This is a genomic window from Halomonas sp. BMC6, from assembly GCF_964204995.1.
Taxonomy (GTDB): Bacteria; Pseudomonadota; Gammaproteobacteria; order Pseudomonadales; family Halomonadaceae; genus Vreelandella.
The window spans coordinates 1866919-1886241 of sequence record NZ_CAXNSH010000001.1; the positions used below are offsets into that span (position 1 = coordinate 1866919).

A 19323-nucleotide genomic window follows, 5' to 3' on the forward strand; every position below is an offset into this window, starting at 1 on the left:
CCTCGTGTTGGAAAGTGTGAGGTTACTGTAGGGCGATTTTCAGCAGGGTGGCAGAACGTCGTGGAATGAACGCTTACTTTCTCTGCACCAACCAATTCAAGATTGAAGGCCTCAACCAGAACATCATCCCGGATATCGTTTGCTTCGTGAACGGGCTACCGTTGGCGGTGATTGAGTGCAAATCGCCTTATATTGCTGATGCCTTAGCGCAAGGTATTGACCAGTTACGGCGCTACGCCAACCTGCGTTACCCCGAAGATGACGAAGGTGCGCAAAAGCTGTTCTGGTACAACCAACTGATGGTGTCTACCTGCCGAGACCATGCCAGGGTCGGCACGATTAGCTCCAGCGCTCAGCATTACGGCGATTGGAAAGATGCCTACCCGTTTAGCGACGCGGATATTCAACAGTTACTCAGTTCCGCTCAAGTCACCAACACGCCTAAGCCTTCTACCACTGCGTATGACGTTAACGAGGTGCCTTCCCCCGCTTACCTGCTAGAAGCACAACGTATTGCAGCGGGCGACCCGTTTCACTGCGCTATTACCGCCCAAGAGCGGTTACTCGCCGGGCTTTTTTCACCGGCTAACTTTCTCGATGTTCTGCAGAACTTCACGCTGTTTGAAGCCGTGGACGGGCGGCTGATCAAAAAGATCGCCCGCTATCAGCAGTACCGGGCGGTTAATAAAGTCATTGAACGGCTAAAAACGGGGCGGGATCGTAAGGAAAAGTCTGGCGTGGTGTGGCATACCCAAGGCTCTGGTAAGTCGCTCACCATGGTGATGCTCGCGGTGAAGATGCGCCGCGACCCGGAGCTTCAGCAGTACAAGCTGGTGTTTTTAACCGACCGCACGCAGCTGGATAGCCAACTCTCCGCCACCTTCCGCGATGCTCAGAATGAAACTATCCACAACGCCAGTTCCGTCGCAAAACTGAAAACACTATTGCAGCGGGATTCATCCGATATCGTCACTGCCATGGTGCAGAAGTTTCAGGATGCCGAAGCCGAGGGCGATTTCAGCGACCTGAACCCCAGCGATAAAGTGATCGTGCTGGCCGATGAGGCCCACCGCACCCAGTTCGGTAATCTCGCTGCCACCATTAACGCGGCGCTACCCAATGCGCCCAAGATTGGCTTTACCGGCACGCCGTTGCTGAAAACGCAGAAAATGAGCCAGGCGTTTGGTGGCTACATTGATCAATACAAAATTAACGAGGCCGTGGCCGATGGGGCCACGGTGCGTATTCTCTATGAAGGCCGTCAGGTGCTCGCCGATGTGGTGGGCGATTCGCTGGATGCACTGTTTGAGGAATATTTCGGAGACTACAGCAACGACGAAAAAATAGAGATTAAGAGGAAGTACGGCGTCGAGAGCGCGATACGCGAAGCACCGGCCCGTATCCGCTGGGTATGCATCGACCTGCTGAAGCACTACCGCGAGCATATTCAGCCCAACGGCTTTAAGGCGATGATTGTGGTGGGTAGCCGCTATGCCGCCACGCTGTTCAAGAAAACGCTGGATGAGCTGGGAGCCCCACCGTCTGAAGTTATTGTATCTGGCAGCCACAACGACCCGGCTTACCTAGCGCCGTACACCGATAAAGCCCGCCAGAAACAGGTCATCAGCAATTTCACCAAGCCGTTAAGTGAAGACCCAACGGCTTTTTTGATCGTGAAGGATATGCTGTTGACGGGCTTCGATGCGCCCATTGCCCAGGCGATGTACATCGACCGCAGCCTGAAAGACCACACGCTCATGCAGGCAATAGCACGGGTTAACCGCACCTACTCTTCCCCGAATGGCAAAGGGGCAAAGCAAGCTGGCTTTATCGTCGATTACTACGGGTTATCTGACCAGCTCACTGAAGCGCTGGAGATGTTCAGTCACGACGACGCCGAAGGCACTTACCACAGCCTGAAAGACGAGATCCCCAAGCTGAAGGCCGCCCATACGCGGGTAGCGAAGCTATTTGCAGGGCTGAAAGAGAAGGATATTGATACCTACGTGCTGTTTCTCAAAGACGAAGACAAACGCCAGCAGTTTGAGCTGGCCTATAAAGCCTTTGCTAAGCAGATGGATATCATTCTGCCGGATACGGCGGCCAAGCCGTTTGTGCCTGACCTAAAATTCTGGGGCAAGGTACAAAACGCCGCAAGAAACCGCTACCGCGACCCCGGCCTTAACTTGGCGGATGTAGGTGAGAAAGTCCGCAAGCTGGTGGAAGACCACATTATCAGCACGGGGGTAGACCCCAAGATCCCACCTGTGGATTTAATGGATGCCAACTTCAAGCAAACCGTGGAGCAGATCAAATCTCCGGAATCTAAGGCGTCCGAGATCGAAAGCGCGATTAAGCACCACATCACCGTCAACCTGGAAGAAGACCCCGAGTATTACAAATCGCTCAGCCTGCGCCTGCGGGATATCATCGAAAAAACGGCAGGCAAGTGGGATCAACAGCTAGAACTACTGCTGCAGATGGTCAGCAACATCGACACCGAGCATAAGCAAGAAGCCGATGCTCTAGGGCTGAGTGAAACCGAGTTTGCGTTCTACAATATCCTAATAGCGGAAGTGACCCACCACGCCGGGGAAGACGCCATTAGCGAAGCGGTGCATGATGAGATCAAGGCCATCAGCCAGCACCTCGTCGATATGTTTGATGAAGCCACCCAAATCGTCGACTTCTTCGATAAGCAGGATCAGGTCAAACGCATGAAAAAAGAAATTAAGCGCGCCGTACTGGATGGCTCCTTCGCGGACAAAGCCCTGGTCACCGTCGTGCAAGACCGCTTTATGGAGCTGGCCAAGCACCGTTTCGGCAAAGCAGCCCAATGACCGCCATGGCGCACCCAACCGAATACCGAGAGGCCTCGGGCTTTATTGCTGAAATCATCCGCACCAACCGCCGTAAATCGGCGGATATCCGCGTGGAAGAAGGGGCTGTCTCTATCGTTGTACCCAGCGACACCCCGCTAGAAAAGATCGACCAGCTGTTGGCCAGCAAGCGGCGCTGGATCAAAGAAAAAATGGCGCTACACCAGCTGGCCGCACCTGCCAGCAGTCGAGAATTTGTCTCCGGTGAAGCGTTCCCTTACCTGGGGCGTAACTACCGTCTCAAGATAGAAACCGGTGCCTTTGCGCCCGTAAAGCTGGTACACGGCAGGCTACTGGTCACGCTGCCCCAAAGTACCCAGCGCCCATCCATGGTGCGCAATGCCTTGGTACGCTGGTACAAGCGCCAAGCCGAACAAAAAATAAAAGAGAAAGTAACGCGCTTTGCCCCCGCTGTGGGGGTATCGCCCATGGGCGTCGGCATTCGCACGTTCAAATCACGCTGGGGCAGCTGCACTGCCAAGGGCAAGCTGGAGTTTAACTGGCAGATCATGATGGCCCCCAACCGCATGGTGGATTACGTGGTGATGCACGAGCTTTGCCACCTCATTCGCCACGACCACTCCTCCGAGTTTTGGAATGAGCTAGGACGGGTGATGCCGGACTATGCGCAGTGTCGTGAGTGGTTGAGGGAGCATGCGGAGAGGGTGAGGTTTTGATAGATTTCTTGAACTGTTGCAATTTCGTATGTGATGGCGAACTGTCGCTTAACGACCAAAGCGGTCGTATTGTATCCCTAGTAATTGGTAGTAAATAACGATACTTCGGTGGCAAACTAGCTATTTATTCTGGGCAGGAGCATGGGGACGATGGAACGGCGACCTTACCTTGCATTAGAGACCACCCGGCTGAGCAAGATCGTAAACGGCAACACACAGGGCGGATGCAGACTCTGAGTGCAACACACTCATTGGATGGTTGATGGGCTTTCATGGTACTTGGCCATCAGCTCGCTCATCACTTCTATCGGACATTTAAATCCAAAGCGTTTTCGAGGTCGCATATTCAGCTCAAAGGCAATGGCGTCCAGCTCTTCCTGGCTATGTGCTGAAAGGTCCGTTCCTTTCGGTAAATATTGACGGATAAGACCATTGATATTCTCATTGGCCCCACGTTGCCAGGGGCTGTGGGGATCGCAAAAATAAATCGCAACGCCCGTTTCTTGAGTGATTTTTGCATGCTGTGCCATTTCACGCCCCTGATCATAGGTCATGCTTTTTCGAGCGGTGGCCGGCATTCGGTTCAGGGCGGCACTAAACCCTGCTACGGCGGATGTGGCGGTGGCGTCGTCCATTTTTGCGAGGATCAGATAGCCACTGCTAAGCTCTACCAAGGTGCCTACCGCGGACGCGTTATTCTTACCTTTGATCAGATCGCCTTCCCAGTGGCCGGGCATTTCACGCTTACTGACCTCGGGCGGACGTAAGTGAATGCTGACCATGTCAGGGATCTGTCCACGTCGATCCACTTCGCCACGGCGAGGCTTGCGTGTGGTTTTACCTTGTCGCAAGCAGTGAATCAGTTCCTTGCGAAGGTGGCCAACAGGCAAGGCATAAATGGCCGTGTAGATGGTCTCTCGGCAGACGTAGGCATCGCGCAAATCAGGGAGTTTCATCGTCTTGAGCTTGCCGCTAATTTGTTCGGGAGACAAGCATCGCCGCAACATATGCACGATGAGATCAAACCGCTCGGTGCCTGGCAAAAGCTTACGCGCAGGACGACAGACCTCTCGACGCTTTTCTCGCTGACGTTGGGCGTACCGGGCGCAGTAACCGTTCTGGGCCATTTGGTTACGGCGTATTTCACGAGAGATGGTTGAAGGAGCTCGCCCCAGGAGCTGGGCAATATGCCGAAGGCTCATCCCTTGGGCTTGACCCACTTGGATGCTGGCACGTTCTTCAATACTGAGTTCGAGGTAAGACATGGGACAACACCTTAGCGAAATGCTCAGGTGTTGCACTCAGTTTCTGCGGCCAAGCAGAATAAAAACCTGTTAGAGGCAGTCCTCTTTGAGCTGAACTTTCGAAAAACAAGTGCAGCGAGACAGCTCAAACGCCGAGTTGAACATCTGCTAGAGCTGCCTGGTCAGCAATTAGACGCTTCCCATGAAGCACGTCAAACACAAGAAGTTAAAAATAATAAAGTCAAATCAATGACTTATAGGCCTACTGAAACAAAGGGACTGAGCCAAACTATGTCTAATGAACAAGACCAGCAAGCTGCGGATAACTTCCTAAACTCGTCAGACCCTTTCGTGCTTGAGTCGCTGGAACTGATGCGCAAAAAGCTATTAGATCTCACGGCTCGAAACAGATTGTTGAATTTCCCTATTCAACAGAAAGCGGCAGCCCTTCGGATTGTAGATGAAGTGCCAAACCAACTGTGCAAAGTGCTTCTTTCTGAGCGTGAGCTTACGTTCAGGTCTGTTCCGCCTCCTACCCGGGAGGAGTTAATTGAGCATGGTTACCTTGAAGTAGATGAAGAAAATGGCAAAGACCGCCAGTTAAAAGCTAACCCTGATGCGAAGGAGTGGGCAAAGGTCCTCGGTTTTGATATTAGTTTTGAGTTGCCGAGAGATGATGAGGTTCTAGGCAGTAGAAAGCATCAGGATGAAGCGATCCAGGTTCTGCTCTACCCACCAGAAATGGAATCTAGATTACGTGCAATACGTAGCAAAGCTCAAACCGCGATAGAGGAAATGGGTTCAAGCATCCTCTATTTGTCGCTTGGTTTTCTGGAATGGGCAGAAAATGACAGCGGCTCAAAAACAAGATTGGCTCCGCTTTTTACAGTTCCGGTACATCTGAGCCGCGGGAAGCTAGACCACAATAGTGGAACTTATCAGTACACCTTGAGTTACACCGGCGAAGATATCCTCCCGAACTTGTCTCTAAAAGAAAAGCTAGCAGTCGATTTTGGTCTTGCGTTACCGGAAGTTGAGGAAGATGTCTCTCCTGAAACCTACCTCGATCATGTTGCTGAAGTAATTAGAATTACAAAACCAAATTGGACCGTCCGGCGTTACGGCGCTCTTGCTCTGCTGAATTTTGGCAAGATGCTGATGTATTTGGATTTAGATCCAAAGAGATGGCCTCTCGACGAGCGAAACCTGATTAAGCATTTAATTGTGCAGCGCTTTTTCAAAAGTTCGGAAAATGGCTCGGATGAGGGGGAAGGCAATACTGTGGAGTATTCCATCGATGAGGTTGAACAAATACATGATTTGTTCCCGCTAATCGATGATGCTGATAGCTCTCAGCATAGTGCACTTATTGATGCAGTGAATGGTCAGAACCTCGTTATTGAAGGGCCTCCAGGGACTGGTAAATCACAAACGATAACTAATTTGATTGCTGCTGCTATGTTAAACGGCAAGAAAGTACTATTCGTAGCGGAGAAAATGGCCGCTCTTGACGTAGTTAAAACTAGGCTAGATAAGGCCGGATTAGGTGATTTCTGTCTTGAGCTACACAGCCATAAATCACAAAAGCGCAAGGTGCTTGAAGATATCAATGCTCGTGTAGTGAAGCAGAAGCATTTGAGCTCAACACAAAATATTGACGCAGAAACAATGCGTTATGAGGAGCTTAAAGAGCGACTCAATCACTATGCTCAAGAAATCAACGAAACATGGGCTAATACAGATAAAACAATCCACGAGATCTTTAGTAGTGCGGCTCGTTATCGTCAACTGTTAGAGATAAATCCAACCGATATTCATATCACTGGGCTGACGGGGACGTCTCTCACCGAATTGAAACGGCTTCAGCTTGTCGATCAAGTTAAAGAGTTCCAGCAGATTTATCGAGGAATGATAGAACAGGTCGGGCAAAGTGCCCAACTTCATGACCATCCTTGGTCTGGGGTAGAGAGTACGGCAATTCAGCTTTTTGACTCAGAACAGGTTGTATCTGTTCTTCGGGAGTGGCAACAGTCACTTGATCAATTGCATGAGCGCAACCTGGGAGCTGCACATACTCTCAAGATTGATGTGTCAGAGCTGTTAACGTTGGATAAATGCGAGTCATTAGCTTTAGATCTCTACGATCTACCAGCACTTTCTCGTAAAGAGCTGTTTAAGGCGCTTGATGGGCTTGATCTCAAGACCCAGTCTGAGGTCGAGGAATTGCTCAGTCTCCATCAAAGAATTCAGGAGACATTTGGGAAGCTAGCAAAGCACATCCTTTCAGAAAAGCTTTCAGCACTATCGCGTGGCGAGCCCTTACCTGCATTCCCCGACTTGCATCTTCTATCTGGTGCATGTCGAGAAGAACACTTCTCAAATATTGTGCGTGCAACCATTAAGCTTGAGAAAGTTGAGGGTGAACTGAAGGCTCTTGATCGGCAGCTGCAAGAATTGAAGGTCGCTTTGCCTTCACCACCTGGATTCATAGAATAACCGCAGCACTTTGGATCACACAGTAGAGGAAGGAGGGCCAGCGCCGGTACCCTCTCGACTTTACCGACCAAAGTGAAGCAGAGAATGGGATACCGACAACTGACCCAGGCCCAACGATACCAAATTTTCGCTTACCTCGAGACTGGCATCAGCCAGCGACAGATAGCCAAGGCTATTGGGGTTCACAGCAGCACCATTAGCCGGGAGATAAAGCGCAATGGGCTTACTGCTGGCTATGCGCCTGAGCAGGCTCAATTGAGAAGTGATCAGCGTCGACGCAGCGCCTGGAAAGTGACGAAGCGACTGCCCAGCCTAATTCGATGGGTCACTGATCAACTGATGGACGAATGGAGCCCCCAGCAAATTAGTGGCTTCATGGCGAATGCCAACGGCGTTTGCGTAAGCCATCAGTGGATCTATGCGTTAATCTGGGACGACAAGAAACACGGCGGCGAATTATGGAAGCGACTCCGCTTACCACACCAGCGGCGCTATCAGCGCCGATTGGCCAAGCATGCGGGATTGGGCAAAATTCCACACCGGGTAGGTATTGAACAACGTCCCGCCGAAGTGGAAGAAAGGCGCCATATCGGCCATTGGGAAGGCGATACGGTGCTCAAGGGCCACAAAGAATCCGGCCTGGTGACCCTGGTCGAGAGACGCAGCGGATACCTCTTGGCAGCGCGCCTGCCGACAATCACGGCCACAGGAACGGCCAAAGCGATGACCCGGTTATTAAAACCACGCCGAGGTGCAGTGCAGACCATCACCTTGGATAACGGTTCGGAATTCGCCGAGCACCGACAGGTTGCCAAGGCCGTCTCGGCCAAGACCTATTTTTGCGACCCGTACCGCTCATGCCAGCGTGGCACCAATGAAAACACCAACGGACTGATTCGCCAATATTTCCCGAAAGGGACGGACTTCCGAAAGGTGAGCGACTCAGCACTGAGGCGAGTCGTTGCCAAGCTGAATAATCGCCCCAGAAAACGCTTGGGGTATCGGACACCGGCACAAGTGTTCCTGGGAGAGTATTCAGGAGCGCTGGAAACCGCGGGTGCTGCGCTTAATGTTTGAATTCAGGCATTAAATGCGAATTTAGAGCCAACTTTTGAGGGCCTCGAAGCTGCAATCAAAATGATTGAAGCGATTGGAGCGCTTGATAGCCGGATGATTAGCCTTCGTTCGGAGCATTTTGATGAAGATGACCTCGATGCCACACTGGAAGCTCTAGACGTAAAGCTTCTTCACCTCAAGCCGTTGCGGGAAAGGGTGAGGCAGATTTTTGATATTGACAAACTACCTGATTCAAAAGAATTACAAACTTTACAAATACAGCTATTGCGAGAGGGAATGGGTAAATGGTTCTCTGGGGATTGGTGGCGAGCTCGCAAGCAGCTTAAGGGTTTGGCAAAACAACCTGACATTAAATTAAAACAGATCAATCCTGTTCTATCTGAGGCAATAGAATATGTCTCGGGAATGGAAACATTCGATTCACGGTTGTACAAGCGTCAAATAGGTCCTGCATTTGAAGGGCTAGAAACGGATATAGAGGGGCTGAAACTTCTTCGTGAATGGTATCAGCAAATCCGCAATACTTATGGCATCGGTTTTGGTCAAACGGTGGCTATCGGAGACGGCATTTTTTCACTAGATGCTCAGCTGTTCAAAGGTATTCAGCAGCTTCAACAGAAAGGGTTCGTAAAAGAACTGAGGGAGATACTCGCTTCACTAGATGATATTCAGGCGGTTCTGCCCGGCATCCGGCATGAGCTTCATCAGAACCAAAATCTTACAGGCGAACAAGGCTCTTTGCTGTCGGCACACCGTCGCTTTAAAGCGGCCGTGCATGTGATTCAGCAATGGTTTAAAAACAACGAGTTTACTCTTGAAGAAATTGAGTCTTGTATAAAACAGTTGAGAACTTTACAAAAGCAGCATTTAACGTTTGAAGAGAATGATCTGCTATATAAGCTCTTCGCACCTGAGGCTGAGTTGTCAGTTGGGCCAACTGCAGAAAACAAACGTTCACTAGAGTCTATTCGCGAAACACTGGATTTCGCGAGTTACGTCCATCGCAAGCTGCGGTTCGAACCGCTCAGAAAGGTAATCCTAGCGATCAAAACGCATGGTGAGTATGAGCGGCTAAAGGATGAAGCAGATGCTTATATTTCGGATTGGAGTGATCAGGAAGAGGCATACGAGCAGTTTAAAAGAAAGACTGAGCTGAGGCCCGCACAATGGTTGACTAATCAAGATTGGAATATAGATGAAATCAGGCAAAGAAACCTACTAGCGATTGGAAAGCCTGAGTGGCTGAATGATTGGGTCAACTTCGTCCGAATTCGAAACGAGATGAAAGCACAAGGGCTTGAGCCACTTTGGCATCTGGTGACGAGTGGCAGGCTCAGTATCGAGAGTGCAAGGAAAGCTTTGAATTTGGCGATATTTGATCAGTTGTCCAGAGAAATCCTCTCACAAAGGCCACACCTAGGCCGAATATCTGGCAAAAATCAAGCAGCACTTCAGACTACCTTTCGCGAATATGACCAAAAACTAAAGACATTACAACGTCAAAGAATTGCCAGTGTATTGGCGGAGCGTCATGTGCCTGGGGGCAATGCAGGGGGAAGAAAATCCGAATATACAGAAATGGCTCTAATAAAAAATGAGCTTGGAAAAAAGACAAAGCATATTCCAATTCGTCAGCTAATTAATCGTTCAAGCAACGCCTTATTAGCTTTGAAGCCGTGCTTCATGATGGGGCCCATGTCCGCCGCTCATTATCTTAAACCAGGTCACCTGCACTTTGATTTGGTCGTAATGGATGAGGCTTCGCAGGTTAAACCAGAGGACGCGCTAGGCGTCATTGCTCGTGGTGCACAACTTGTCGTTGTAGGAGACCCAAAACAACTACCACCTACAAGCTTCTTCGATCGTCAGGAGATGAATGATGATGACGAGGAAAATGCTGCTATGACGCAAACAGATAGCATTCTTGATGCTTCCCTGCCTCTATTCAAAATGCGTCGCCTACGTTGGCACTACCGCTCTCAGCACGAAAGCTTGATCGCGTTTTCGAATCGAAACTTTTACGACAACGATCTTGTGATTTTTCCATCGCCCCACGCTAAGGCTCAGGAATATGGAGTTAAGTTCAACTATGTTAAAGGTGGCCGTTTTGTAAACCAATACAACGTTGAAGAAGCAAGTATTGTAGCTAAGGCCGCTGTGAAGCATGCCGTCAATCATCCAAATGAGTCGCTTGGCATCGTTGCCATGAGCTCGAAGCAGCGGGAGCAGATTGAACGTGCAGTAGAAGAAGAGTGCAAAGCAGATAGTAAAATCGCAGATGCCGTAGATTTTCTAAGGAATATGGAAGATGGCATGTTCATTAAGAACCTGGAAAATGTTCAAGGTGATGAACGAGACGTGATCTTCATTTCTTGCACTTATGGCCCAAGCGAGGTCGGGGGGCGGGTCTATCAGCGGTTTGGCCCAATTAATTCTGATGTAGGTTGGCGGCGTTTGAATGTGCTTTTTACTCGATCCAAAAAGCGGATGCACATTTTTAGCTCCATGCGTGCCGACGATATTTTAATTTCAGAAACCTCTAAGCGTGGCGTGATAGCCCTTCGTGATTTCTTGGACTATGCGGAGAAGGGCAGTATGAATGGGACGCCTCTCCATACAGGTAAATCTCCTGACAGCGACTTCGAGGTCTCGGTTATCGATGCGCTCCACCAGGCCGGTTTCGAAAGTGAAGCTCAGGTAGGTGTAGCTGGGTTCTTTATAGATATAGCGGTTAAGGACCCAGGTAAACCAGGTCGTTTTTTGATGGGCATCGAATGTGATGGGGCGACATATCATTCTGCCAAATCAGCTCGGGATCGTGATCGCTTGAGACAAGAAGTCTTAGAGCGGCTCGGCTGGAGGATTCGGCGTATTTGGTCAACGGATTGGTTTAGTAATCCCAAAGGTGAGCTTGAGCCGATTATTCGGGAATTGCACAGTCTGAAAACTGATATGTCTGCCGATGAGGATCTCTACGAACATGATGCTGATCGTTTCGAGGAGGCCGAAGTTGAGGTAGGAGCGAATAATAATGAAGAAGTATCTTCAATATTAGGTAGTGAATTTAGCTTACGTGATCGTCTTGAAGCTTTTAGCAAGACTGTTATCGCAAAGCATTTCCCAAATACACCTAAAGAAAGGTGTCTACTAAGGCCTGCTATGATAGAGGCTTTAGTTGAGCTCGAACCTGTATCTATGTCCGAATTCGTCGAGGTAATCCCCGAGTACCTGCGGAAGTCGACGGAGCCTAAAGAGGCGAGGCAATACTTGGGACAAGTGCTGGAAATTGTTGCAGGGTCGGAGGTCACACAGACTGAGGACCCTGATCCTGCCCAGTAACAGTGGACACCTCAAAAATGTAATACGCTACGCTGAGGTGAACCGTACCGGGATTCCCGGAGGCTCCAAACCTTGAGAGGATGGAGCCATGAGCAAATCAAATCGATATTCCCCTGAAGTTCGCCAGCGGGCGGTACGTATGGTCTTCGACCACGAGGCCGATTATTCCTCCCAGTGGGCAGCCCTCGGTGCCATCGCCCCAAAAATCGGCTGTACGCCTGAAACACTGCGCAGTTGGGTCCGACAGGCCGAGCGTGACACAGGGCGTCGGGAAGGCGCTACGACCTCCGAGCGTGAACAGATCAAAGCGCTAGAGCGTGAAAACCGAGAGTTGAAGCAAGCCAACGAGATCCTACGAAAGGCCTCTGCATATTTTGCCCAGGCGGAGCTCGACCGCCGCGGGAAGTGATGATCAACTTTATCGAAGATTACCGAGCGTTATACGGGGTCGAGCCGATCTGCCGTGTCCTGCCGATCGCCCCGTCGACGTACTATGAGCATCGTGCCCGCGCACGCGAGCCCAACCGAGCGCCTCCCCGCAATAAACGTGAGCGCTGGCTGAGGGCCGAAATTCAGCGCGTCTGGGAAGAGAACTTCGGTGTCTACGGCATCCGCAAAGTCTGGCGTCAACTACACCGAGAAGGCACTCCGGTGGCTCGCTGCACCGTCGCTCGCCTGATGCGCCAAATGGGGCTGCGCGGTGTGATACGTGGTAAGCCGGTGCGTACGACTGTATCTGACCCTAACAAGGCCTGTCCGGCGGATTTGGTCAAGCGGCAGTTTCAGCCAGCTCAGCCGAACGCACTGTGGGTATCAGATTTTACCTACGTTGCCACATGGAAGGGCTTTGTTTATGTCGCCTTCGTCATTGATGCGTTTGCTCGCCGAATCATCGGCTGGCGAGTTTCCAGTACACCTCGAACCGATATGGTGTTGGATGCGCTTGAACAGGCGCTTCATGAGCGCCCTCAGCGACCTAAAGGTGATCTTATTCACCACAGCGACCGAGGCGTTCAATACGTCTCAATTCGCTACACGGAACGTTTAGCAGATGCCGGCATTGAGCCCTCTGTCGGAAGCGTGGGCGATTCGTACGACAACGCAATGGCTGAAACCGTGATAGGGCTTTTCAAGACCGAAGTGATTCGCCGACGCGGACCATGGCGGCAACTAGAAGCGGTTGAGTTTGCAACGTTGGAGTGGGTCGACTGGTTCAATCACCGGCGGTTACTGGAGCCGATTGGCCACATCCCACCAGCAGAGCGAGAAGCCATGTATTATGAGCAACAGAGTCAGGCAAATAAGGCTGCTTGACTCAAACTAACGGGTCTCCGAGAAAACCGGTACGGTTCATTAGCGTAATAGTTTTCTTATCTGGCGTGGTCTCTGCACATGCTTCTGGGAGCTGGCCGTCATCCACGACGGCCATGATAAATTCATCTTTTAGAGAAAGGCTCTCAAAGACTTCCAGCATAGGAATTCTGTGGACGATGCCTCCGTTGCCCCTCTCCATGATGTCTACGATGACATCACGAATACCTTGAGCGATGGCTCGAATTTCTTGCGGGCTTTTTGGGGTTGCTTTAGTGGCATGCGCTAGTTTCATCATGGGTTCCTTTATCAAGCAGGCGAGCTAGTTCATTTTTTTCATCTCTGTTTAATTCGCTGATTTTTCGAGCGAATACAAGCGCTAACTTTTTATCGCTATCGTCAAAGCTGGTTAAATCAATATTCAAGTTTTCTAATGATTTTGCAGCGGCGCTACGAAAATTATCTAGCTCATCTCCTTTTAAGCCATAGGACAACTCGATATTTTTTAGAAATTTGTTGGAGGGCGCTTTATTCCCCAGCTCTACAGAAGATAGGTAAGCAACGCTCACACCCACCTTCTCAGCCATGACCTTCATAATTTCAGCATGGTTCAGCCGGAGAATCCTCAGGTATTTTCCTAATGCTGTGATGTTCATGGTCCCACCTCCGCCTTGATTTTTTAATTTACCTTGGCAAGCAGCGTTTACGCTTTGATGAATGGCTTAACCTAAGGGTTGAATGAATCATAATTTTGTAAAATTAATCTGTCAATTCCATAGCACGTTTTTTTTACGCCTAGCGAGTGATGCATCTATTCACAAATCAAAATCTAACGCGGGTCTAACCCGCATTGCGGGGAAAAGTCGGGCCAGCGTAGCGGGGTAGCGCCTTGCGCCGCTTACAGGGCGTTTCTGGCGGTTCGGGGTTAGAGGCTGAAATAGTCTGCGAGAGTGGCCAGCACCTCGTCTTCGTCGTCATCGTTCAGGCCGATGAACTCCCTGCTTGGGATGTCGCCCCATAGGTGGGGGAACTCCGCTTTGGTGCCACCGTAGTTTTGCATCGTGGCGTAGACCATCAGGCTGCCCCATTCGACACCTTCGCTGCTGGCGCTGTAGCTGAACTGCTTTGCGAGCTGCTTGCTTTCGCCCTCGAGTACACGGTCATGGCCTTTGCGCTTTTCAGTAGAAGGGGCGTTCGGTGCCCAGTGCGTGCCGTCCGGTGCTTCTTTATCGCGGAACCGCTGTTGAGTGCGGTTGACCATCTCTTCACCAATCGACTTCATCGGCGCGGTCAGGTCGTCGCCTTTGCTGATCAGGTCAGTGATGGCGCGCTCGATGGCGTCGGTGTTTGCGTTGATGGTGATCATGGTTCTCTCCTATACTGTTCTTGTGGTGCGAAAGACCAATATTCGCCTGGTGTACCCTGCGTCAGCAGATGAGGTATCTGGGGATGGCGAACCAGCGTTGCACCACGTTCCTCCAGCTCAGTTCCTCTAGCGCACGCGCTCCATTTTCCGCCTGACTTCCCGCTCGGCCTTTTCATCGCTCACGATAAATAGCGTGAGGAAGTAGTTCTTCTTGCCATCTGCTGTGCGCTTTAATGCGGCTCTGTATAGCCGTTCGCCCAAGCTCAGGTAGACCATGCGCCCTGGTTCGCTTTCCCGTTGGTACACCTCGCCTTCGTCCAGTATCTGCTGAATCCGGCGGTAGTCCTCCAAACCCACTTCGGGGTGGCTGACCTTATGCGCCGTTAGGCTTTCTTGAGAGAGCAGCACTACTGGTGACTCAGCTCCTAACACCTGGCGTTCTACCTGTGGTACCACCGCCACCGGATATTCGCCTCGCACTTCGCCATTCCAAAAGCGGTTGAATAACGGCGCTTCGACCAAGTCGGCCACGTTCTGCCGAGCAATAGTGGCCTCGACGCTATCCAGGCGCTCTAGCCGTGCGGCGATTGCACGCTCGGTGGCGGTTTGCCCTGGTGCGTAGTCCCACCCTGGTTGGATGCCGTTGGGCACTGTGACCACTTCGCCTGTGGTGTTATCGACATGCTCATAGGTGCCGTCATTCGGTGCTGTGTCCGGGCCGTCTTTGCCCAGGCGGCGCAGGCCACGCTCATTCAGCGTCTCGACGCCGCAGTTGCAGCCCCAGCCATTAGGTGGGTAGTGCGCTTGCCACCACGGATGGTCGTGACGCAGAACCAGGTTGTTCCAGCGCTGGTGCTGCTGGCGTGGGTTCTCGATGGTGTTGTGGATGTAGCGCCAGTAGGGGCGCAGGCGCACGACGTCTGGGTCGGTCATCTGTGCCCAGCGGCCAGCGGCGTAGGACGTATCGAGGTTCGTCTTGTAGATAAGCCGGGTACGCCAGGCACGGCCCGCCTTAGAGCTTTCGCCTGTCCAACCCGTCCACCCGCGTTTAGCAACGATCTCTTCAAACTGCTGGCGAAACTCGCCGAGGCTTTGGCCGTTGCTGATGGCATCATCGACCGCACCGCGTAGATCCGCCAGCAGGTCGGCCTTAGTGGCACCGGCCACAACAAAGGCCGCGTCGTTTTGGTCGCGGGTGATCTGGCCGCTGCGGGTCGTGGGCAGGTTCAGCTTGTTACGGAAGAACGTGACCTGCTCCGGGAACGGGCGGTTAAACTGGGCGCTAATCGGCATCGCCGGTTTCCTCATCCACCACGGCACGGCCTGCTAGGTTGGCCGCTTCAAACGCGGTGGCCATCACGTTGGCCAACTCGGTTTCATCCAGGTCATCGAAGGCCGTGGCGATCATCTCTTGCAGCTGCTCGAAGCTGGTCGCCTGCTCTACCAACTGCTGCACCTGCGCCACCCAGCCATCAACGATCGGCTGCGCCTGGTCGTCGAGCTGGTCCAGCGTGGCATCGCGGTAGTAGCTCGGCTGGCCCGGTTGAGTGGGTGCTTGGCGTAGGGCAGCTAGCAGTGGCCGTGAGGCGGGAATGCGCAGCGCACCAAAGGGGTTTGGCGTTGCCTTTGGCATAAGAACATCTTCGCCGTCTTGCGCCTTGGGGATGCCGGATTTCTCATGCAGCCACCACAGCGGGATCTTCGCGCCCATATCCACAAAGATGGGCAGTGACTTTGATAGGCGTTCGAGGTCTTCGGTTTCGCCCGTATCCAAAAAGAAACGGGGGGCGCGGTTTGGCTTATCAATACCGAAGTTCAGCGCCGCCATGGGCCACAGGATGCTATTGCGGATACTGCCCGCGTACTGGCGCACGTCGGAGCGAATGAGGCTGGTTTGCCCTCGCTCGTGAACATTGCCCAGCGCATTTGTGTTCGTACCTTCGCCGGTACCGGAGGTTAAGGTGCCGCCTAGAATTGCTTTAGCCTTGGCGCGTTCGCACCAATCCATCATCGTTTTGTAAATATCGGCAGAGCTGCCTTTACCCGCTGCCTCGGTAAAGTCGATGGCCATGCCTTCGGGGATAATGCCAGCGGCGTTCTGGCCCAAGGTGACGACGGCACGCAGCAGCGTGGCTTTCTCTTTTTCAGTCGCGTTTTTCGGGTACTTACCGATGCGGGCCGGTAGGCCGTAGATTTCCAGCAACTGCGCCAAATCGCCAAGGGCGTAGTTCTGAAACAGGTACGGCCAAGCGAGCATACGGTGCAAGCCCATGCGGGCTACGTAGCCACTCTTGGCGCGGTGGCGGTGTTGCACCCAGCCTAATGGCCACAGCTCAGCACCTGTCGCGCTCATGTCACGTAGCGTGATGCAGTTCTGGTCATCGGGGTGGAGCCGGAACCAGCTATGGGGTCGCAGCGTGGGCTGCTCGATGTAGCGCAGTGCTCCATCGCGTTGCCACGGTAACTCCAGGTTGGCCCAGCCGTGGCCGATGCCGGTACCCAAGTCTAGTATCAGGTCTTCAACTTCCAGCCCGCTGAACACATCAATGGCGTGTTCTGTGGCGCGCTTTTCCTGAGCGGTGGCGTTATCCGGTGGCACGATCTGCCACTCCAGCTCTGCTGCTAGCTGGCGGCGTTTGCCGAGATCCGCGCCGATTTGCGAATCTTTTTCTTCCATGTCGTCAAAGAGTTCAGACTGCGCCTTCAGGTCGCCTTGCTCGGCAGCCTCCAGGATCTGGTAGAGCCTCGCAGGCGTTAGCCCCTTGGTGGGGTGCTCGGCAAACTCCCGCTTGAGCTGGCCGATGCGGGCATCCTGGGTTTGTTCTTCCTCTAGCGCCTGGCTGCTGTCGCTGCCGAATAACCGCTTGATGAGTGCTTTAGGGCTTACCATGCGCCGCCTCCTATTCCAAAGCCGCTGGGTTCAATGTCGTCGCTGTCGTCGTCCTGGCGGGAGCCAGGCAGGGGCGCGGGGGTGAATTCGATCTCAATGGCTTCCAGCTCGGCGGCGTGGTCGGCCAGTACGCAAGCCATTGCGCCATCGCCGTGGCGTTCGCCGCTGGTTTTGCCTTCGGGTAGGCGGGCAACGCCGCGTACCAGCTTGAAGGCGCGGTGGTCATCGACTAAGTCGTCATCCTTCGGAATGGTGATTGAGCCATCCTCAAAGCGGGCCTTATAACGGGGCATGCGTTCGCGGTACCAGTTTTCGGTGGCCATCACTTGGTCAACGATGGAGCCCCACTTATCCGTGGCCGCTTCGCCCATGTACGCGCCGTTACCTCGGCTGTCGATGGCGACGCCGCATAGGCGTGGCAGCGCGTCACCAATAGCAAACAACACTTGTTCTTGCTGCTTGAACGGCACGTTGTGCATTTCCATCAGGAAGGGCACCGTGCGGTGCAGGGTATCGCCGATCTCCATGGGGGCAATGACCGAGAGGTCACCGCTACGGGCAAAGTCTTGCCCCAACGCATGTTGTCGGCGTGGGTTAAGCGTGGTCAGCACAGGCTTCAGGTTGTGGGTGATCCAGTCGACCATTTCGGCAGCCCGCAAGGGTTCGGGCATGGCGTTAAATTCCCGCGTGCCGTTAAAGCGCAGTACCGGGGCGGGAGCCATGCACGCCTCAATCATGACCCGCGTTAAGTAGCTACCGCCGCCCTGGGCAGGAATGCAGAACAGCTCTTCGTCTTCGTTCGGCTTATAGCGGTTGATCAACTGTTGCCGCCAATGGGCTTCGCCCTCACGGGTCCACTGCTGGCCGGTGACCCTGCAAATGCGCTTGTAAAAGCCATCGGCTAGGGCGTCGTCCAGGTCAACACGGTGCAGGCTGTAGTCGTACTTACCGGCGCGTATGTCATTGACCAACTCATTGAACGGGTTATCTTCGCCGTTGTGGGTGCTGATGATACGGATCTGGCCGCCCCAGATAGTCATGGCCATCGCCGCTTTTAGCAGCTCCTGGATGTCATCCACGAACGCGGCTTCATCAATCACCAGGCGTTCGCCAGGGCGACCTTTACTGCGCAAGTTACGCGGGTTGGAGGTAAAGGCCTGGATCTGGTTGCCGCTGTCGAACTTGATGGTGTAGCTGAGGATCTGCTTGTCTTCGGCTTCAATCACCGATTCTTCGATTTGACTGGCAGCGGCCTGATAGGCTTTGGCCCACCCAGCGCAATCCTGAATAAAGCCTTGGGTCATTTCTTTGTTGTAGGAGATGTAATAGACGTTAGCCCCTTCGCTGGAGGCGGCATACAGCACGTCGTCTGCTGCTTCGCCGTAGGACAGGCCGATACGCCGCGACTTCTCAATGACCTTGACGGGAGACGTGTCTTTCACCCAGCGCTGCTGGTAGGGCAGCAACACACTTTGATCAATGGCGGCGCTCACGACATGCCCTCCAAGATGGCAGCGCGAAGTGCCGCGACGCCTTCATTGGATAGCCCCTGGGCACGGCCTGCCGTCTCAGCTTTGGCGGCGGCTTCTTTGGCCACTTCCACACGTAGCTCTTTCGCCCATTTCTTCTGGCTGAGTGACACGCGCCCAATATCGGCCATCGCTTTGGTGACGGTAGCGATATGCTTTGCGGCTTTCTCTGGCTCATGCTCAGCATTGCGCAGCGCTATCAAGATTCGTAGCAGGTGGTCTTGTGCAATGCGGGCGGTGGCATCGAGTAGCGAACCACTCTCATCGTCTTGATCCGCGACCATGGCCTTGGCTAGCGCTGTCGTTTTTTTGACATCGCCCATTGCCTCTTCGAACTCCTCCTGGAGATCCTGGCCATAGCGGTGAACAGAGCTTTTGGAAACGTTATAACCACGCTCGCCCAGCCATCCGGCTAACGCTTCGTAACCCTGAAAGCCACTACTCACCAATCGTTCGTTGAGCTGCTCACGTACCTCTTGAGGCAAATCAAACACCTTATTGCGTGGCGGCATGGC

Annotated in this window: 14 protein-coding genes and 1 other annotated feature; of the genes, 6 read left to right on the forward strand and 8 right to left on the reverse strand. The window is 52.8% G+C overall.

The genetic code is table 11. The features are described 5' to 3' along the window. The first annotated feature begins 65 nt into the window (after window positions 1-65). Window positions 66-2840, forward strand: a complete 2775-nt coding sequence (locus AB6K10_RS08870; RefSeq protein WP_339118473.1) for an HsdR family type I site-specific deoxyribonuclease — start codon at window positions 66-68, stop codon at window positions 2838-2840. Window positions 2841-2845: 5 nt separating this feature from the next. Then, on the forward strand, window positions 2846-3556 hold the full coding sequence (locus AB6K10_RS08875) for a SprT family zinc-dependent metalloprotease (protein ID WP_339118474.1): 711 nt from the start codon (window positions 2846-2848) through the stop codon (window positions 3554-3556). Window positions 3557-3804: 248 nt separating this feature from the next. Here AB6K10_RS08875 and AB6K10_RS08880 read toward each other — a convergent pair whose 3' ends face one another. Then, window positions 3805-4821, reverse strand: coding sequence for an IS30 family transposase (locus tag AB6K10_RS08880; protein WP_339117984.1), 1017 nt, complete (start codon window positions 4819-4821; stop codon window positions 3805-3807). Between the two features lie 27 nt (window positions 4822-4848). On the opposite strand from AB6K10_RS08880, the gene AB6K10_RS08885 reads away from it, so the two are divergent. From AB6K10_RS08885 to AB6K10_RS08900, 4 genes are all read left to right on the forward strand, one after another. Further along, on the forward strand, window positions 4849-7296 hold the full coding sequence (locus tag AB6K10_RS08885) for a DUF4011 domain-containing protein (protein WP_339118475.1): 2448 nt from the start codon (window positions 4849-4851) through the stop codon (window positions 7294-7296). An 84-nt stretch (window positions 7297-7380) separates the two neighbouring features. Next, on the forward strand, window positions 7381-8373 hold the full coding sequence (locus AB6K10_RS08890) for an IS30 family transposase (RefSeq protein ID WP_339117985.1): 993 nt from the start codon (window positions 7381-7383) through the stop codon (window positions 8371-8373). 60 nt (window positions 8374-8433) lie between these two features. Next, window positions 8434-11712: an AAA domain-containing protein gene (locus AB6K10_RS08895; RefSeq protein ID WP_339118476.1), complete on the forward strand. Its 3279-nt coding sequence runs from the start codon at window positions 8434-8436 to the stop codon at window positions 11710-11712. Between the two features lie 88 nt (window positions 11713-11800). Beyond that, a protein-coding gene (locus AB6K10_RS08900) for an IS3 family transposase (protein WP_339118477.1) occupies window positions 11801-13026 on the forward strand; the annotation gives its coding sequence in 2 pieces (ribosomal slippage) (window positions 11801-12086 and window positions 12086-13026; 1227 coding nt in all). Beyond that, window positions 12079-12195, forward strand: a sequence feature (AL1L pseudoknot). (Overlaps the previous gene by 117 nt.) 1 nt (window position 13027) lies before the next feature. Here AB6K10_RS08900 and AB6K10_RS08905 read toward each other — a convergent pair. The 7 genes from AB6K10_RS08905 to AB6K10_RS08935 form a co-directional block, all read right to left on the reverse strand. Continuing rightward, window positions 13028-13318 carry a hypothetical protein gene (locus AB6K10_RS08905; protein WP_368473615.1) on the reverse strand — a complete coding sequence of 97 codons (291 nt, stop codon included), beginning with the start codon at window positions 13316-13318 and terminating at the stop codon, window positions 13028-13030. Further along, on the reverse strand, window positions 13296-13679 hold the full coding sequence (locus AB6K10_RS08910) for a helix-turn-helix transcriptional regulator (RefSeq protein ID WP_339118479.1): 384 nt from the start codon (window positions 13677-13679) through the stop codon (window positions 13296-13298). Before AB6K10_RS08910 ends, AB6K10_RS08905 begins: the two co-directional genes overlap by 23 nt. Window positions 13680-13948: 269 nt before the next feature. Further along, window positions 13949-14389 (reverse strand): phage virion morphogenesis protein, encoded by a 441-nt coding sequence (locus tag AB6K10_RS08915; RefSeq protein ID WP_339118480.1) that lies wholly within the window; start codon window positions 14387-14389, stop codon window positions 13949-13951. Window positions 14390-14515: 126 nt separating this feature from the next. Further along, window positions 14516-15682 carry a phage minor head protein gene (locus tag AB6K10_RS08920; protein ID WP_339118481.1) on the reverse strand — a complete coding sequence of 389 codons (1167 nt, stop codon included), beginning with the start codon at window positions 15680-15682 and terminating at the stop codon, window positions 14516-14518. Beyond that, on the reverse strand, window positions 15672-17279 hold the full coding sequence (locus AB6K10_RS08925; protein WP_339118482.1) for a DUF935 domain-containing protein: 1608 nt from the start codon (window positions 17277-17279) through the stop codon (window positions 15672-15674). Before AB6K10_RS08925 ends, AB6K10_RS08920 begins: the two co-directional genes overlap by 11 nt. Then, complete coding sequence (locus tag AB6K10_RS08930) at window positions 17273-18772, reverse strand: terminase family protein (protein WP_339118483.1); 1500 nt, start codon at window positions 18770-18772, stop codon at window positions 17273-17275. The genes AB6K10_RS08925 and AB6K10_RS08930 overlap by 7 nt, the downstream gene beginning before the upstream one ends. Beyond that, window positions 18769-19320, reverse strand: a complete 552-nt coding sequence (locus AB6K10_RS08935) for a DUF3486 family protein (protein WP_339118484.1) — start codon at window positions 19318-19320, stop codon at window positions 18769-18771. Before AB6K10_RS08935 ends, AB6K10_RS08930 begins: the two co-directional genes overlap by 4 nt. Window positions 19321-19323: the final 3 nt, after the last annotated feature.

What these genes read in the sequence shown, in the direction of transcription:
- AB6K10_RS08870 (WP_339118473.1), top strand. Translation starts at nt 66, where the DNA reads ATGAACGCTTACTTTCTCTGCACCAACCAATTCAAGATTGAAGGCCTC.
- AB6K10_RS08875 (WP_339118474.1), top strand. Translation starts at nt 2,846, where the DNA reads ATGGCGCACCCAACCGAATACCGAGAGGCCTCGGGCTTTATTGCTGAA.
- AB6K10_RS08880 (WP_339117984.1), bottom strand. Translation starts at nt 4,821, where the DNA reads ATGTCTTACCTCGAACTCAGTATTGAAGAACGTGCCAGCATCCAAGTG.
- AB6K10_RS08890 (WP_339117985.1), top strand. Translation starts at nt 7,381, where the DNA reads ATGGGATACCGACAACTGACCCAGGCCCAACGATACCAAATTTTCGCT.
- AB6K10_RS08895 (WP_339118476.1), top strand. Translation starts at nt 8,434, where the DNA reads ATGATTGAAGCGATTGGAGCGCTTGATAGCCGGATGATTAGCCTTCGT.
- AB6K10_RS08905 (WP_368473615.1), bottom strand. Translation starts at nt 13,318, where the DNA reads ATGAAACTAGCGCATGCCACTAAAGCAACCCCAAAAAGCCCGCAAGAA.
- AB6K10_RS08910 (WP_339118479.1), bottom strand. Translation starts at nt 13,679, where the DNA reads ATGAACATCACAGCATTAGGAAAATACCTGAGGATTCTCCGGCTGAAC.
- AB6K10_RS08915 (WP_339118480.1), bottom strand. Translation starts at nt 14,389, where the DNA reads ATGATCACCATCAACGCAAACACCGACGCCATCGAGCGCGCCATCACT.
- AB6K10_RS08920 (WP_339118481.1), bottom strand. Translation starts at nt 15,682, where the DNA reads ATGCCGATTAGCGCCCAGTTTAACCGCCCGTTCCCGGAGCAGGTCACG.
- AB6K10_RS08925 (WP_339118482.1), bottom strand. Translation starts at nt 17,279, where the DNA reads ATGGTAAGCCCTAAAGCACTCATCAAGCGGTTATTCGGCAGCGACAGC.
- AB6K10_RS08935 (WP_339118484.1), bottom strand. Translation starts at nt 19,320, where the DNA reads ATGCCGCCACGCAATAAGGTGTTTGATTTGCCTCAAGAGGTACGTGAG.